Raw genomic sequence first — 16,801 nt, 5'->3', positions numbered from 1 at the left:
TATGTCCAAGAAAACGCGCAAGAAATCCTCCAACACAACCGGAAAGCGCGCGGCAACAAGGATTGCGCGCGGCGCAAGCACCAGCACGGGGAGGTCCGCGGCGAAAACCCGCACGGCGGCTGTGAAGACATCACACAAGACCGCCGGGACCGTTCAAGCCAAAGCCTCGCACAAGGCCGCCTCGAAACCGTTAAAGCCGAAGCCGTCGGAAGCGACGAAATCTGCCGCAGGGATTCTCGCCGAAGGCGCCAAGGCCCCCTCCTTTACTCTGCCGCGCGACGGCGGCGGTAGCGTCTCGCTCAAGGACTTCGCTGATCGCAAGCTGGTGCTGTTCTTCTATCCTCGCGCCAATACGCCGGGCTGCACCCGGGAGGCGATCGACTTCACCCGGCTGAACCAGGCCTTCGCGGACGCCGGCGCCGCGGTGCTCGGCGTTTCCGCAGATACGGTTAAGGCGCAGGAGTCGTTTCGAAACAAACACAAGCTGTCGATTCCTCTGATCTCCGATGAGACCCATCAGATGCTGGAGGCCTACGGGGCCTGGGGCGAAAAATCCATGTATGGCAAGACCTTCCTGGGGATTATTCGTACGACGGTTCTGATCGATTCGAAAGGAAAGGTCGCCCGGGTCTGGCGCCATGTGAAGGTCGACGGCCATGCAGACCAGGTGCTTGAGGCGGTCCGGTCGCTCTAACTGGAGCGGCTCCGTTTCCTGAAAATTAACCATGGGAGGGTCAAATCGCCCCCGCAAATTAGCCGTACGGAACTTGGTCCGACCGGCCGCGGGAGTACCGATGTCGAGCCGGTCCGGTCATCATCTCGAATATGCCAACCACCATCATCCGCAGGACCATGGCCGGGCCCCGGCGCGCCGACCGGCCGCCCAACTCGCGTCGGCCGCGGCAGCTTCGGGGGCCGGCTATACCATCGTGCACGCCGGCAAGCAGGTCCGGTTCGGGCCAGTCGTATTCTGGATTGCGGTCGGGACCGTGGTCCTGCTCGGGATGTGGTCGGCCGCAACCGCGACCTATTTCGCCTTCCGTGACGACGTCCTGACCCGGCTGATCGCCCGCCAGGCCGAAATGCAATACGCCTATGAAGACCGCATCGCTGACCTCCGCGCCAAGGTCGATCGCACCACCGGCCGCCAGCTGCTCGATCAGGAGCAGTTCGACCAGAAGCTCGACCAGATCATGCGCCGCCAGTCGGCGCTGGAAACGCGCGCCACCGCGCTCGGCACGATTCCCGACGCCGCGGTTACCGGATCAATAAAGCCGCAGGGCCGCGCAGACGCTGCGCCGTCGTCCGGCACGCCAAAACCGTCCCCGATCAGCGACACCGTGATCTTCGTCGCGCCGCCGGATCGCGAAGCCCGTCTGGAATCCCGCGCACCGCTAATCGCCAAGACGCAACCGAGCCAGTTCGCCAAGGCCCAGGGCGTCGACAGCGCGCTGGTCCGCCTGCAGACCTCGCTCGACCAGGTCGAGCGGCGCCAGCTCGCCGCGCTCTCATCGGTCGAGGACGGCATCGATTCGCGGGTGCGGCGGATGCGCGGCGTGATCAGCGATCTCGGCCTCAACATGGCCCAGCTCGAGGCGGCAACGCCGCGCGCCGGCATGGGCGGCCCGTTCGTCCCCGTCAAGCTTCCGTCCGACGCCGGTCCGTTCGAGCGCCAGCTCTATCGGATCAACATCAACCGGGCGCAGATGCAGCGGCTGAATCAGACGCTGGCGCTGGTGCCCTATCGCAAGCCTGTCGTCGGCGAGGTCGAGTTCACCAGCGGCTTCGGCGTGCGGACCGATCCCTTCCTCGGCCGCCCGGCGATGCACACCGGTCTCGACTTCCGCGCCTCCGCCGGCGATCCGGTGCGTGTCACCGCCAACGGCAAGGTCACGTCGGCGGGTTGGGCCGGCGGCTACGGCCGCATGATCGAGGTCGATCACGGCAACGGCCTTGCGACCCGCTACGGCCATCTCTCCGAGATCGGCGTCAAGATCGGCGAGGTCGTCAAGATCGGCCAGGTGATTGGCGCGGTCGGTTCGACCGGCCGTTCGACGGGCCCGCATCTCCACTATGAAACCCGGATCGACGGCGAAGCGGTCGATCCGCAGAAATTCCTGCGTGCCGGCGTCCGCTTGAGCGCCGGCTGAGACCTCAAGCTCTCCTCATTCAATAATGACAGATCCACGGCGCAGGCGGCCCGCCTGCGCCGGTGCTGTTGCATGTGACGATCAGCGCCGGCCGCCGCCCATGCCGCCAGGCGGGCCACCGCCAAAGCCGCCGCCAGGCCCAAAGGGACCTCCACCGCCGGATGGCGGACTGAAGCCGCCGGGCGGCGACATGCCGCCACCAACACCTGGTTCTGAACCAGGGCCGGGAGCAGGAGCAGGACCACCGCCAACGGGGCCACCTGATGACCCCGATGGCGCGCCGCCGGGACCGCCGTGCGGCGCACCGCCGCCGTGCCCGGGCGCCGCGCCGGGCTGATGCGCGGGCGCAGCAGGTCCCCGCACCGACGAGCCCGGGAATTTGTTGACCGACTGCACCGACTCGACCCGCAAGCCTCGCGCACCTTCGAGCGTGGCATTGACGACCACGCGGGTATCGGCCGACGGCGAGAAGCGTGAATTGTCGCGCGCCACAAAGCCGGAGCCGAGCTGCAGCTCGCCGCCGACCCGCCGCACATAGGCCTCGATCAGCACCCGGTTCGCTCCAGCGAGATCGGAGAAGTCGTCGGACCGGCTGCGCGCCACTTGCATCACGCCTTGCGTGACGCGGCCGTCGACTTGCACGCGCTGCCCGGCGAGCGCCGGGTCGACACCCGTGAGCCTGAGATCGCCGATCCGCAAGCTTCCGCTGCGGTCGCGCTCCAGCGGACCGGTGACGCGCGTCGCGGCATCGTGGCGCTCCTGCACCAGGCTCGCGACGATGACGCCGTCGGTGCGCCGCAACCCGAACACCGCGACATGCGTCCCTGGCTTCAGCCAGCTTTCCTGGCCCGACCAGACGACCTTCTGACCGAGCACCGCCATCTCGCCGGACTTGACGTGCTCGATCGGCCCGATCACCTCGCTGACCGCGTTGATCTGTTTGGTCGACAGCGTGCCGTTGGCGCCGCGCTGCGCCACCACGCGCGCGACCTGCCCGATTCGCAGCGATTTCGCCGTCGCCGGCTCGCCGTCGATGTGCACCGGCACGTCGGCCCCGTAGGCGATGCGCTCGCCATTGACGAAGATGCTGCCGAACCGCTGGATCACGCCGACGATGCCGGTGCCCCCGATGCCCTGGTCGGATCCGGTGATCCCGGTGCCGCCGATGCCCTGATCGGTGCCGCGCTTCCTCACCTGCGCGCCGGCGAGCGACGTGCCGGCAAGCCAGAACGCCGCCAGCAGCACGCGGCGGGATATGACCGGCGGGCCCTTCACGACGCGCCGCCTTCGTCGGCATCATCGTCGACCGGGCCATCGGGACCCTCGCGGTAGATGTAGATGCCGAAATTCCAGCGGTAATCGCCGCCCTTGTCTTTGGCCAATGCACGGTTGGCTTCGCGGTTGGCAACCTTCAACGCCTCCATCGCGAGCTCGCGCGAGCGTCCTTCAAGCCGCTTGGCGAGCTTGGCCGACAGCCCGTCATAATGCACGGCGCGCTCGAGGAAGCGCGGCACAGCCGACGACACATTGGCCTCGGCGGCCGCGACATGGTCATGCAGATTGCGGCCGAGATAGTGCCATTTGCGATCGTCGTCGCCATGCGGCACGAAGGCTTCCTCGACCAGGACGATCTCGTCGTCGGCATTGATGGTGACGAGCTTGCGGTCGAGCCATTCGTCCAGCACCGCGCGCGGCCGCACATCCTTGGTGATCGATTCGACCAGCGCCTCGAACGACGGCGCGGCGCGCTCGGCGGTGCGCGGCAGCGGCAGCGGGTCGCCCTTCGCATCGGTGAATTCCGGCGCGGCCAGCCAGCGTGCGATGATCGCGCTGGTCCGCGATAGCGTTGCCGGCACCTCGTTCACCGGCGCGCCGGCGCCGCGCAGCCGCGCGACCTCCTTGCGATGGATGCCGGTCAGGAGGCTGACACGGCTGTCGGTCTGCTCCTTGCCTTCGAGCGCGAAATCGTGCTCGGCGACGTTGACGTAGAGTTCGCGCAACAGCTGGGTCAGCGCCGGAAACGTCATGCCGCCGCGAATGCAAAGTCGGACCAGCGGCCGCAGCATCCGCGCCAGCGGCGAATGCAGCTTCGCCGCGGCGATCGGCGGCGCCGATGCCGGCTTCGGTTTCGGGACTTTGGCATTCATGCCCAAATTTTAACCGCAGATGCCGTGGGATACAATCCCACTTCTTGACCGACGACCATTGACGTGTGAACTTTTCCCACTTATGGGAAACATTGCCACGATTGGAAACATAGTACGCTTGCGGCGGGCTGCCGATTCTCCCGGTCTCCCGCGATGGTGCGCGCCGGGCACGGAAAGCCACATAACGTCCATCCGACTCGACCTTGAGATCGCGGAAGCCTGCAAGACCGCGCAGGTCCCCTACGAGGATTTCGTGTCGACGGTCATGGCGGGAAGCTATCCCTGCCTGCCAGGCGTCGCGCCAGGCTCCTCCCGCCGCTTCGACGACACCGACCTGCTTGCGCTGTACATCTATGGTCGCCTCCTCGTCTTCGGCTTCGGGGCCTTGCGCGCCGGTGAGTATGCCTGCCGCGCGCATGCCGTGCTGAAATCGCAGGCACAGGCCAAATCGGTCTCGATTGCGCTGACGGCCGATGGCGGCAAGCGCGTGGTGGTGGAGCAGGAGCCGCCACTGCCTCCGGCGGCGAGGCTGCCTGAAAAAATCCAGTTCGACATCGGCGCCATCAGGCAATTGCCGCTGCGATCGATCGAAGGCAGGACCGCCGAGCCGGCCTGACAGCTTCCGCAAGCTCGTCATGCCCGGGCCAAAGCGCAAAGCGCTTTAGCCCGGCCACGACGACGTGGAAACGCCGGCGCGTGCCTGCGGTTACTGCATGCGATGGCCCTGCACGCTCCCCCACCCATCTCGCCCGCATTGCGAACGCGCCGCGCGGTCGCGCTTGCCAGCATCCGTATCTCCGCGGGCCCAAATAAATTCATCATCGCCATACGTGGGACATAATCCCACATTTTAGTCCAGCTCAATTGACGTGTGAAATTTTCCCACGTACTGGACATCCATTGAGCAAGGGATTCGACGCCATGTCTCTTCATTCAGTCCGCGCTCCTACACGGATCGCCGCAGCCACACACTGTTTCCCGCCGCGCAGCGCCTGCGGCCCGATCGAGCCCATTCTGCCGGCGCTGTTGCGCTCGGTGGTGTTCTTCGCTGCGCTGGCGATGCCGTTCGTCGTCGCGCTGTTTGCGGCCTGAGCGGAGGCGATCAGCCCATGACCATGCTCAACGAGCCGGCGCGCCGTCCGTCGGTGCTCCACATCTTCAAGGTCTACTACCCCGATTTGTTCGGCGGCACGCTGTCGGTGATCCGCGACATCTGCGTCGGGCTGAAGGACAGCTTCGCCGCCGCGGTCCTGGTCTGCTCGCAGTCCGGCGGTGAGCGGCGGATCGTCGTCAACGACGTCGCGGTCGAGCGCGTGCACTCGTTCGGCGATGTGCTGTCGCTGCCGGCGGCGCCAACCTATCCATGGCGGCTGTGGCGCCGCATCGCCGAGCACGATCTGCTGGCGCTGCATGCGCCATTTCCGCTTGCCGACCTGGTGTTCGCGTTCGGGTTCGGCCGCAGACGTCCGCTGGTCGTGCACTGGCACGCCGACATCGTCTCGCATGCGGCCTTGCGCTGGTTCGTCGAACCGATGATGCGGCGGACGTTGCGGCGCGCCGCCGCGATCATCGTCTCGGATCCGGTGCTGGTCGAGAATACGCCGCTGCTGCGCGAATTCGCCGACAAGTGCCACGCCGTTCCGTTCGGGGTCGACGTGGCGAAGTATGACCGGCCGGTGCTGCGGCCAGCCGAAATCAACAGCCGCGGCCGTCTCGTCCTCGCCTGCGGCCGGCTGGTGCCCTACAAGGGCTTCGACGTCCTGATCCGCGCTGCCCATAGCAGGAATTTCGAGGTCTGGATCGTGGGCGAGGGCCGCGAGCGCGACCAACTCGAACAGCTGATCCGCGACTACGGCCTGCAAGACCGCGTCCGCCTGCTCGGCTCGGTCCCCGAGAGCGAACGCGTCAAGCTGATGCGGATCGCCGACGTCTTCGTGATGCCGTCGGTGACCAATGCGGAGACCTTCGGGCTGGTGCAGCTCGAGGCGATGGCCGCAGGCCGCCCCGTCATCAACACCGCGCTCGACACCGGCGTGCCCTATGTCGCGCGCAACGGGATCGAGGCGATCACGGTGCCAGCAGGCGATCCCAACGCGCTGGCCGACGCCATCGAGACCCTGATCGACGATCCGGAACGGCGCCAGCGCATGGGACAGGCCGCGCGCCACCGCGCCATGACGAAATACTCAACCACAGCTTTCAAGGAGGGAGTCGAGACGGTGTATCGTATGGTCGTTGCTGAAGAAGCCATAGCCGCGAAGGACGCTGGTTCACCAGCCCCAGCCTCGCGTCCCTACACGGCGGGGGGATTCGTCAGCGCGATCCAAATTGCGGCGGCGCTGGCCTGGTCAGACATGCGTCACCGCTACGTCCGCTCCCTCCTTGGACCCTTCTGGATGTCGATCCAGATGGCGATCATGGTCGCCGTGCTCGGCTCCGTGATCGGTCATTTCTCTAACGCCAGCGCGGTGGCGCGGCTGCCGATGTTGGCTGCGAGCCTTACCGCCTGGACCTTCCTCAACAGTGTCGTGCTCGATGCCACCACGGCGCTGCAGGGCTCGGCCAGCCTGATCAAGGACCGCGCGCTGCCGCCGGTGATCTTCCTGCTGCAATGCACGTTCCGCCAGGCGCTGTTCGCGCTTCACAACGCGACCGTGCCGCTGATCCTGTGGCTCGCGCTGACGCCGAGAGATGTCAGCGGCGCACTCGTCGCCCTTCCCGGGCTTGCCCTCTTCATCGTCTGCACGCTCGCGCTCAGCCTCGTGCTCGGCGCGCTGGCGACGCGCTACCGCGATATCAAGCCGATCATCGAGTCCTCGCTGACGCTGGCCTTCCTGTCCTCGCCGATCATCTGGACGCCGGAGATGATCGACCGCGGCTCAAGGGTGATGCGGTTCAATCCGCTGACGCATCTGTTCGCGATCTGGCGCGACCCGCTCGCCACCGCCCATGTCCCGATGGGCAGCGTCGCCTACGTGCTGACGTGCCTCGCCGCGCTCGCGGTCGCCTCGGTCGTGACCGTCGCCCATCTGCGCAAAGCCGCGTTCTGGATCTAGGGCATGGCCAGCATTCAGCTCCGCGACGTCTGTCTCGATTATCCGCTCTATGGCGCCTACGACTTCTCGCTGAAGCGTCGCCTGCTCGGGCGGCTGTTCCGCCAACCCGGCGAGATGCGCACCATCCGCGCGGTCGACAACATCACGATCGACGCCAAGGCCGGCGCGCGCATCGGACTTGCCGGACCGAACGGCTCCGGCAAGTCAACCCTGCTGCGGCTGATCGCCGGCGTCTTCCCGGCGACCAGCGGCGAGCTCGAGATTTCGGGCAATATCGTGCCGCTGCTCGGCCTCGGCGCCGGCGCCAACCTGGATTTCACGGCCGCCGACAATATCAGCCTGCTGCTGCGGATCAGCGGCCGGAAGCCGACGCAGGCGATGCTGGACGATATCTGGGCGTTCACCGAACTCGAGGAGCGCATGCAGCGGCTGCCGCTGCGGATGTTCTCCTCGGGCATGCTGATGCGGGTGCTGTTCGCCACTGCGACCGCGTTCCCGGCCGACATCCTGCTGCTCGACGAATGGCTCAGCGTGGTCGACGAGAATTTCTCCGCCAAGGCGGAGCAGCGCCTGCAGAAGATGGTCGAGACCGCGGCAATCGTGATCATCGCCTCCCACGATCACGGGCTGCTGCGCCGCACCTGCAACACCATCATCAATCTCGACCATGGCCGCATCGCCAGCACGGTTTCGCTGGATGCGCCGACCCTGCATCCCCTCGAGCTCAGAGAAAAGCGCGCATGAACAAGATCCTGGTCGTCAGCGAGGCGATGCAGAAGATGGTCGAGACCGCGGCAATCGTGATCATCGCCTCCCACGATCACGGGCTGCTGCGCCGCACCTGCAACACCATCATCAATCTCGACCATGGCCGCATCGCCAGCACGGTTTCGCTGGATGCGCCGACCCTGCATCCCCTCGAGCTCAGAGAAAAGCGCGCATGAACAAGATCCTGGTCGTCAGCGAGGCGCTCGGTGAGCCCAACCACAAGCGCGGCATCTTCCACTTCACCCGCGAGCTGGTCCGCTCGCTCGCCGCCGACGGCCACGAGCTGACGCTCTTGGTCGAGACGACGCGCCGCTATCGCAAGCTGCGCCGCCGCCAGCAGCGGGCCCGGCTGCTGCCCGACGACTCGCGGCTGATCGAACTGCTCGCGCTCTATCGCTTCCTCGACGAGGCCGACATGAACGCGCCGATGATGCGCAGCGGCGGTCTGCGCCGCACCATCGACTGGCTCCGCAACAAACTCCGCGCCGCGACCTCGCTGGAATTCGCCGTCAGCTTCCTGCGCGCGATCCGCCTGTTGCCAACGAGCGTCAAGCTGATCGAGAACCGCGCGGCCGGGCTCGAATACATCCCGACCGACCTGCGGCACCTGCAGCTGTTCGGTGAGTTCCAGCTCGAATCCGGATTCTACACCTATCAGGACACCTCGGCACTGCTGCGACTGCCGCCGCCGCGGATCGACGCGCGCGGCTACGACGTCATTCTCGTCGACACCCCGACGCGGGTCGCGATCCGTCGCGATCGCGGCGCCAAGGTGATCTGCGTGGTGCACGATTTGCTGCCGCTCACCGACCTCAAGCTCTCTGACGTCGCCACAAGACTATTCCTGTCGCGCCTGTTCACCAGCCTGCAGCAGGCCGACGAGCTGGCGTTCGTCTCGAACTACAGCATGAACCGCTTCCGTGCCCTGCTGCCGCAGTTTGCAAACCTGCCGGCGCGCGTGGTTTACCCGCGCACGCGCTTCGCGGCACCGAAGCTGGCCGTACCGGCGGCCGCGCGGACCGTCCGGCCGTCCTTCGTCGTGATCGTCTCGGCCGAACCGCGCAAGAACCTCGCCGCGGTGACCCGCGCCTTCCGCAAGCTGCCCCAGGCCGACCTCATCGTGATCGGTTATACCGGTGACCCCAGCCTTTCGCGCAACCTGCCGCCGAACGTCAAATTCTCCGGTTACGTCGATGAAGCCGAGAAGGCTGCGCTGATCGCCGAAGCGCACGGGCTGATCATGCCGAGCCTCGCCGAAGGATTCGGCGTGCCGATCATCGAGGCGCTGGCGGCGAATACGCCGGTGCTGTGCTCCGACATCCCGGTGTTCCGCGAGGTCGCCGGCGAGCTCGCCGACTATTTCGATCCGTTCTCGATCGACGATATCAGGGCCTCGGTCACCCGCGTGATGGCGCGGCAGGACGCATTGCGCGACAGCATCCGGGAGCGCCGGACCGAACTCGCCGAGCGCTTCGGCCACCATACCCAGGCGCGCGACCTGCTGTCCCATCGTATGGTCGCCGAAAGTGTGATCCCTGCGGCACTCGCCTCTCCTGCGGCACCCGCCTTCGACAGTCTCGCGGCGCACGGCACGTAAGGCCCCTATCGTGACCACCGACCTCGATACTGTCGACTTCGACCCCCAACCCGAGCCGTCGTTGCGGGAGCGATGCCGGGACCTGTGTCGCTCGGCCGCCTATGCCCGCACGACCGACGCCCTGATTACGCTCGCCGCGGCCTCTCTGCCGTGGTCGACCTCGGCGCCGGCCATCTTCATGGTGCTCTGGCTTTTCGCTGTCATCCCGACCATCGACTGGGAGCAGTTCGTCCTCGATCTCGCCACCCCGGCCTGCGCGCTCGCGCTTGCCCTCGTCGCGCTCGCGCTTGTTGGCATGGTGTGGTCGGAGGCGAGCTGGGCCGAGCGGCTGCCCGGCATCAAGCCGCTCGGCAAGTTTCTCGCGCTGCCGTTCCTGCTGGCATACTTCCAGCGTTCGCAGCGCGGGCGATGGGTGTTTGCCGCCTTCCTGATCTCGTGCACGCTGATGATGATCCTGTCCTGGATCGTGCTGGCGCTGCCGCAGCTCAAGCTCGCCCACACGGCGTCTGCCGGCGTCCCGGTGAAGAACTATCTCGACCAGAGCCAGGAGTTCGCGCTGTGCGCCTTCGCGCTGGCACTGCCCGCGCTGACGGCGCTGCGGGCACGGCAATGGGCGGCGGCAGCCTTCTATCTGGCGCTGATCCTGCTGTTCGTCGCCAACATGCTCTATGTCGTCTCGGCGCGAACCGCGCTGGTCTACATGCCGGTGCTGCTGATCCTGTTCGCGTCGCTGCATCTCAGCAGGCAGGCCACAAGGGCGCTGTTCGCTGGCGTTGCGCTGGTAAGCCTCGTGATCTGGACCACGTCGCCCTACCTCCGCCAGCGCATCGCCGACGTCACCGTTGAATATCACGCGCAGGATATTTCGGGGATCGCCTCGACGGCGCAGCGGCTGATCTATTGGCAGAAGTCGCTGAAGTTCATCGCCGAGGCACCGATCCTCGGGCACGGTACCGGTTCGATCAAGTATTTGTTCAAGCGCGATGCGGCCGGGCAGACCGGGCTACAGGCCGAAGTGGTCAACAACCCGCACAACCAGACCCTGAATGTCGCCATTCAATGGGGGCTCATCGGCGTCTTTCTGCTCTACGCGATGTGGATCGGCCATGTCAGGCTGTTCGCCGGCCGCGACCTGGTGGCCTGGATCGGGCTCGTCGTGGTCGTGCAGAACATCACGAGCTCGCTGCTCAACTCGCATCTCACAGATTTTCACGAGGGCTGGATCTACGTGATCGGCGTCGGCGTCGCCGGCGGCATCGCGCTGCGCAACCGCCGGCCCGAGAAGATGCTCACAGGGCTCGCCGCGACCGAGCCCTCGTGCATCCGCGTGAAGGATCACACTGTTTCAGACAAGGCTTCACCCGTGATCCTGCCTCGGACGCCCATCATTACGCGGGGACCGTGGGTGTGATGGCAAAGGACAGGCATCGCCCTTACAGCTGAGTTGCCCGACGAAATGCAAAGCTCGGACAATTCATGTCGCGAGAATGCGGACGTATGATTCACACACCGCGCAACAAACTCCCTGTCGTCCCGGCGAAGGCCGGGACCCATACGCCGCGGCCCGCGGAAAGGGCACAAGCGGCGTCGGCTTCTCTTGCAACTGAATTCGGTGGCTATCTCCCGGCCTTCGCCGGGACGACAGCGGTGAGTTGGCGCGAGCCGGGCTGGCATGACTGGCAAACACCTACCTTGTCGCGTCGTGCCCGACCTCGCCCGTGATGACATCGCCGAACAGCTCCCATGCCTCACCATTGAATCTCTGGAGCTGCATCTGCTCGATCGGATAGTAGTCGTCCGGCCCGGTATTGACCATGACGCCAGGCAGCATCAGGTCGGAGTGGAAGTTCTTCAGATTGGCCGCCTGCTTCATGACGTTCTCGCGCGTGAGATTGTCGCCGCACTGCTTCAGCACCTGCACCATCGCCTCCGCCTGCACGTAACCATAGAGATTGTTAGCATTGGTCTTGTCGCCATCGGGATAGTACTTGTCCATGAAGACGCGCCAGTGCTGCACCGGCGGATCCTTGTCCCAGGTCGGATCGGTCGGGTCCTTCAGATACGCCGTCGAGATAATGCCCTTGGAATATTCGAGCCCCGCCGGCTTCAGCACCGAGGCGACCGAGGTCGCGGTGTTGGCGAGGAAGAACTTTGGCTTCCAGCCGAGTTCGCCGACCTTGCGGATCGCCTGCGCCGACCCCTTCGGCGCGGCCCAGGAGAAGAAGATGTCGGCGCCGGAATCGTGCAGCGCGACAATCTGGGAATCGATCGAGGGATCGCTGACCTCATAGGATTTGTCGGCGATGATCATGTTGGCCTTGTCGCCGAGCCCATCCTTCAGGCCCTTGAACTGATCCTTTCCGGCGTCGTCGTTCTGCCAGAACACCGCGATCTTGCCGTTGGGGAAATTGTCTCTGATGTACTTGGCATAGATGCGGCCTTCGCTCTGGTAGTTGGGCTGGAAGCCCATCGTCCAGGGGAAGTTCTTCGGGTCGCCGAACTTGGTGCCGCCCGAGGCGACGAACAGTTGCGGCACCTTCCTGGCATTCATGTATTTCATGATCGCCGCGTTCGACGGCGTGCCCAGCGACTGGAAGATCAGCAACACCTCGTCGCCCTCGACGAGCTTGCGCGCCTGCTCGATCGCCTTCGGCGGCGAATAGGAATCGTCGTAGCTGATGAAGTTGATCTTGCGGCCGTTGATCCCGCCCTGGTCATTGATCATCGCAAAGAACGCGGCCTCGGTCTTGCCGATCACGCCGTAGGACGATGCCGGGCCGCTGTACGGCATGATATTGCCGATCTTGATCTCGGTGTCGGTCGCGCCGGGATCGTATGTCTTCTGCCCGAACGCGGATGTCGCTATCAGCGTCGCACTTGCGAAGGCCGCAATCGCAACACTATATCCGGAACGAGCTGGCATCATGTCCTCCCGATTTTGTCGTTGGCTTTGAGGCAAGTCTCGCAAGTCGTGCATGTGCTTGCAAGCACCCGGTTTTTTCGCCGGACGAAACGGCGTTGTTGCGTAGTGCTATTTGTGTTTGAAGATTTATCGGGGACTCACAAGTCGGGGCGGTCTGTTTGCTTAAGCCGAAAATACGTATTGGTCCGCGCCATCCGCGCCTCGCGGCGGCCGGCTATGAACTGACGCGCCGGATCAGCGAGCCGGCGATGGCGCGGCTCGGCCTGCACAAGGCAAACAGCGACACCGCCAAACGCACCCTCGCCTCGATCCGGGAACGGCTGCAACGTGGCGAAACTGTGTATATCGCGGGGCTGGCCTGTCCCGGGACGCACAATACCGGCGTCGCGCTGGTCGAGGTCACGCAGAGCGGCGGGCCGCGCCTGATCGTCAACAACGAGGAAGAGCGCTTCTCCGGCAACAAGCACACCACCGAATATCCTGAAGCCGCACTGGACGACATGCGCGAGGTGCTGCGGCGGATGGGCCGCGACATCAGCGATATCGCTGCCTTCGTCACGACGTGGGACTATCCTGCGTTGACGTCGATGCTGGTTCGCACCTCGTTCGAGGAGGCGCCGGCCAGCCTGAAGCTGCTGCGCACGCCCTTCGCGGCCGCGATCAACCTGCGCCAGTTGGACCAGGTGCGGCGCCTGTCGCCCAAGCTCGGCCGCAAACTCGGGCTGGCGGAACCCTTGCCGCTGATCTGCATGCCGCATCACGACAACCACGCCTGGTTCTCGTTCGCAGCCTCGCCGTTCGCCGACCACCACGAACCGGTCGCGATCGCCGTGCTCGACGGCACCGGCGATGCCGGCTCGATCTCGCTCTACGCCGCCGAGAACGGCGAGATGAAGCAGCTCTACTGCAACGACAGCCTGTTCGACTCGCTCGGCGCTTTCTACAGCGTGATCTCGTCGAGCCAGGGCGGCTGGACATGGTTATCCAGCGAAGGCCGTTACATGGGCGCCGCTGCCTGGGGCGACATGAATCGCGCCACCAATCCGTATTATCAGCGGCTGAAAGAGGTGCTGCAGCTCGGTCCTGACGGCGAGGTGCGCCTCAATCGAGCGATGGCAAACTGGTATAGCGATCCGGTCGACAATCCCTACAAGGCGCCGCTGATCGATATCCTCGGGCCGCCGCTGCGATCGGACCAGCTCTGGAATCCCGATGCGATGCTGCGGGTGGAGGACATCCATCACCGTCCCGACACCAAGGATCGGCTCGACAAGGCCGCCGCGACGCAAATGGTGTTCGAGGACGCGATGATCCACGTGGTCGATCATCTGCTGCGCATCACCGGCACCGACCGCCTAGTGCTGACCGGCGGCGTGGCGCTGAACGCGCTCGCCAACATGCGGCTGCTCGAGCATTTCAACGAGACCTGGTTCGCAGCGGCGCAACAGCGCAAGACGCGGCTGCATCTGTGGGTGCCGCCGGTGCCCGGCGATCCCGGCGTGCCGATCGGCGCCGCGTGGCTGTTCGCGCATATGGCTGGTGCTGCGCGCGGCGCGCCGCTGTCGCACGCATTCTATTGCGGCCTGCCGCCGTCGCATGCCGATATCACAGCGGCGTTGCAAGCCGACGATGTCGCGTCCACCGAGATCGGCAGTGTCGCGACGCCTGACGGGCGCGACGCGATTGCCGACCTGATGGCCTTCATGGTCGCGGAAGGCGGCGTAATCGCGATCTATCAGGGCGCCGCGGAAACCGGTCCGCGTGCGCTCGGGCACCGCTCGATCCTGGCAAACCCATGCGATCCCAATGTGCGCGAGCGGCTCAATCAGCGCGTCAAATATCGCGAAGCAATTCGCCCGCTGGCGCCAATGGCGACACTGGAAGCCGCGCGCGACTATTTCGTGCTGGAGGACGGTGCCTCCGACGACGGCTACAATGCCTATAATTACATGGTGCTAACGGCACATTCGAAGCCGCAGGCGCGCGAAAAAATCCCGGCGGTGGTGCATGCCGACGGCACCGGTCGGATCCAGATCGTGCGTGCCGAGGACGATCCCCTCACCTACGCCTATCTGAAGGCGCTCGGACGCCGCATCGGCGTCGAAATGTCAGTCAACACATCGTTCAATGTCGCCGGCCCAATCGCGCAGACGCCTGATCAGGCGATGGACACGTTGCGCCGTTCCAAGGGGCTCGATGCGGTGGTGCTGGTCGCCGACGACGGCACCGCCACCGCCGCCTGGCACGGCGGCGCGCGCGACAGCGGACGTTTCACGGGGTGGTATGAGGCCTGGAAGAAGGCGCGCGGCTGATCCATGTCAACACGCGCCCGTCAATCAGCAGCAACGCGCTTGATATCACAAGCGCGCCGATCACCTCGCGGAGCGAGATCGGCTCGCCGAGCACGAGATAGCCGAGCAGGATCGCGGTGACCGGAACGAGCAGCGTCACCAGCATCACATTGGTCGCCCCGGAGCGCTGCAGGATTTGAAAGAACACGCTATAGGCCAGTGCCGTCGACAATGTTGCAAGACCGAGCACCGCCAGCCACGTCGTCATATGAGGCATCGGCAATTGCCAGGGCCGATCGACGACGCCGGCGACGACAACCATCATCGCGGCCGAGGCCAGCATCTGGAACGTCGCCGTTCCCAGCGGCGGTACCCGCGATGGCAGCCGCCGCGCCACCAGCGCCGCGAGGCCGTAGCTGAAGGCGCCCGCCAGGCACAGCAGGATGCCGATGCCCTGCCTGGTCTCGAAGCCAAGCGCATCGCCATGCAGGATCGCGACCCCGATCAGGCCCGCGACAACACCGGCAACGCGGCGCGCCTGCAATTTTTCCTCACCGGCCACCGCCATCACGACCACGGCAAACAGCGGCGTGGTGGCATTGAGGATGGAGGCCAGCCCGCTCGAAATATAGGTCTGCCCGAACACGATCAGCGAGAACGGCAGGACGTTGTTGAACAGGCCCATCGCGACAAACGGCGCCCATCCCGACCAGCCGTGTGGAAACTCGATCTTACGGGATCGCAGCAACGGCAGCAGGATCGCAGACCCTAGCGCCACCCGCAGCAGCACCAGGGTCAGCGGCGGCAATTCTCGCACGATGACTCCGTTGAAGAAGAACGACCCGCCCCACAACACCGAGAGCACGCCAAGCAGCACCCAGTCGCGGCTGTCGATCCTGTTGTCAGTGGAAGGCATGTCCGGCTCTCATCTGCGCTGCAGATGACTAGTCAGTCGCAGCTGATATTCCCACCCGATTTCCGACAACCGCCGGCCGAGCTATTTCGGCCGCGACACGATCTCGATCATCTGGCCTTCGTCGGCGTCGGGCGCGTGGGCCTTCGCGCGGTCGTAGGCCGCAAGCGCCGCGCGGCTGACGGGGACATCGGGCAACAACGTCTCGGCAAGCCGGACCGCGTAGGCGGCGTCCTTGTGGCGCAGCGCGGCGGTAAACGAGGCGCCGGAGAAGTCGCGGGCGACCATCCGCTTGGAATGGCGGATCACCTGCGGGCTTGCGATCGCGCCGGTTCCGAGCGCCTCGGCCACCAGTTGCATGTTGAGACCGGCCTGCTCGGCCATCGCAACGCCCTCGGCGAGGCTTGCGATCTGCACCGCGCCGATCAGATTGTTGATCAGCTTGAACACCGTGCCGGTGCCGACCGCGCCGAAATGACGGACGGTGCTGCCGATCGGCGCCAGATACGGCCGCGCCTTGTCGAGATCGGCAGGATCAGCGCCGACCAAAAGCGTCAGCTTGCCCGCGGCGGCCGCCTCGGGGAGGCCGGTGACCGGGCAATCGATGTAGACCAGCCCCCGGCTGCGCAGCTCATGCGCCATGTCGAGTGTGTGCTGATACGACACCGTGGAGCACTCGATCGCAAGGGTGCCCGCCTTCATGGTCGCGGCGGCACCGTCTTTGGTCAGCCACACCGCGCGCGAGGCGTCGTCGTCGGCCACCATGGTGATAACGGCTTCGGCGTCGATCGCGGCATCCTCCGGCGAGGTCGCCCAGAGTGCGCCGCGCGCGATCAGGTCTTCCGCCTTGGCCTTGCTGCGATTCCACACGGAGACCGTGAAGCCGGCATCGAGGTAGCGGCCGGCCATCCCGTGGCCCATCCGCCCCAACCCGATGAAGGCAACGCGTTGCATGA

At 65.5% G+C, this 16,801-nt stretch carries 15 protein-coding genes; 10 read left to right on the top strand and 5 right to left on the bottom strand.

The window, feature by feature from the left end:
• Position 1: 1 nt before the first annotated feature.
• Together UP10_RS38340 and UP10_RS38335 are read left to right on the top strand one after the other, a co-directional pair.
• Positions 2-694 (top strand): peroxiredoxin, encoded by a 693-nt coding sequence (locus UP10_RS38340; protein WP_082077509.1) that lies wholly within the window; start codon positions 2-4, stop codon positions 692-694.
• A 100-nt stretch (positions 695-794) separates the two neighbouring features.
• Complete coding sequence (locus UP10_RS38335; RefSeq protein ID WP_050044027.1) at positions 795-2,150, top strand: M23 family metallopeptidase; 1,356 nt, start codon at positions 795-797, stop codon at positions 2,148-2,150.
• Between the two features lie 81 nt (positions 2,151-2,231).
• On the opposite strand, the gene UP10_RS38330 is transcribed toward UP10_RS38335, so the two are convergent.
• Positions 2,232-3,425, bottom strand: a complete 1,194-nt coding sequence (locus UP10_RS38330) for a DUF5666 domain-containing protein (RefSeq protein WP_044592358.1) — start codon at positions 3,423-3,425, stop codon at positions 2,232-2,234.
• Positions 3,422-4,297, bottom strand: coding sequence for a DUF6502 family protein (locus UP10_RS38325; protein WP_044541910.1), 876 nt, complete (start codon positions 4,295-4,297; stop codon positions 3,422-3,424). Before UP10_RS38325 ends, UP10_RS38330 begins: the two co-directional genes overlap by 4 nt.
• A 253-nt stretch (positions 4,298-4,550) precedes the next feature.
• Between UP10_RS38325 and UP10_RS38320 the strand changes: the two genes are divergently transcribed.
• From UP10_RS38320 to UP10_RS38290, 7 genes are all read left to right on the top strand, one after another.
• Positions 4,551-4,913, top strand: a complete 363-nt coding sequence (locus UP10_RS38320) for a hypothetical protein (RefSeq protein ID WP_156180677.1) — start codon at positions 4,551-4,553, stop codon at positions 4,911-4,913.
• A gap of 305 nt (positions 4,914-5,218) precedes the next feature.
• Positions 5,219-5,389: a hypothetical protein gene (locus UP10_RS38315; protein ID WP_156180675.1), complete on the top strand. Its 171-nt coding sequence runs from the start codon at positions 5,219-5,221 to the stop codon at positions 5,387-5,389.
• A 17-nt stretch (positions 5,390-5,406) separates the two neighbouring features.
• Entirely contained in the window at positions 5,407-7,353 is a 1,947-nt protein-coding gene (locus UP10_RS38310) for a glycosyltransferase (protein WP_044592355.1), read from the top strand.
• A 3-nt stretch (positions 7,354-7,356) separates the two neighbouring features.
• A complete protein-coding gene (locus tag UP10_RS38305) occupies positions 7,357-8,097 on the top strand; it encodes an ABC transporter ATP-binding protein (RefSeq protein ID WP_044592354.1) in 741 nt (246 codons plus the stop codon).
• The gene (locus tag UP10_RS38300) at positions 8,094-8,297 is read left to right on the top strand and encodes a hypothetical protein (protein ID WP_044592353.1); all 204 of its coding nucleotides are present in this window, start codon (positions 8,094-8,096) and stop codon (positions 8,295-8,297) included. Before UP10_RS38305 ends, UP10_RS38300 begins: the two co-directional genes overlap by 4 nt.
• Positions 8,294-9,718: a glycosyltransferase family 4 protein gene (locus UP10_RS38295; RefSeq protein ID WP_044592352.1), complete on the top strand. Its 1,425-nt coding sequence runs from the start codon at positions 8,294-8,296 to the stop codon at positions 9,716-9,718. The genes UP10_RS38300 and UP10_RS38295 overlap by 4 nt, the downstream gene beginning before the upstream one ends.
• Before the next feature lie 10 nt (positions 9,719-9,728).
• Entirely contained in the window at positions 9,729-11,129 is a 1,401-nt protein-coding gene (locus UP10_RS38290) for an O-antigen ligase family protein (protein WP_082077508.1), read from the top strand.
• 276 nt (positions 11,130-11,405) lie between these two features.
• Here UP10_RS38290 and UP10_RS38285 read toward each other — a convergent pair whose 3' ends face one another.
• Complete coding sequence (locus UP10_RS38285) at positions 11,406-12,641, bottom strand: ABC transporter substrate-binding protein (RefSeq protein WP_044592382.1); 1,236 nt, start codon at positions 12,639-12,641, stop codon at positions 11,406-11,408.
• Between the two features lie 158 nt (positions 12,642-12,799).
• Here UP10_RS38285 and UP10_RS38280 point away from each other — a divergent pair, with 158 nt between their 5' ends.
• Entirely contained in the window at positions 12,800-14,953 is a 2,154-nt protein-coding gene (locus UP10_RS38280) for a carbamoyltransferase C-terminal domain-containing protein (RefSeq protein WP_044592351.1), read from the top strand.
• On the opposite strand, the gene UP10_RS38275 is transcribed toward UP10_RS38280, so the two are convergent.
• On the bottom strand, positions 14,913-15,848 hold the full coding sequence (locus UP10_RS38275; protein WP_044592350.1) for a DMT family transporter: 936 nt from the start codon (positions 15,846-15,848) through the stop codon (positions 14,913-14,915). The genes UP10_RS38280 and UP10_RS38275 overlap by 41 nt on opposite strands.
• Positions 15,849-15,929: 81 nt before the next feature.
• Positions 15,930-16,799, bottom strand: coding sequence for an NAD(P)-dependent oxidoreductase (locus tag UP10_RS38270; protein WP_044592349.1), 870 nt, complete (start codon positions 16,797-16,799; stop codon positions 15,930-15,932).
• Positions 16,800-16,801: the final 2 nt, after the last annotated feature.

This window comes from Bradyrhizobium sp. LTSPM299 (assembly GCF_000938235.1).
Lineage (GTDB): Bacteria > Pseudomonadota > Alphaproteobacteria > Rhizobiales > Xanthobacteraceae > Bradyrhizobium.
Note: the sequence above shows the minus strand (reverse complement) of the source record. Positions and strands in the feature narration are given on the sequence as shown.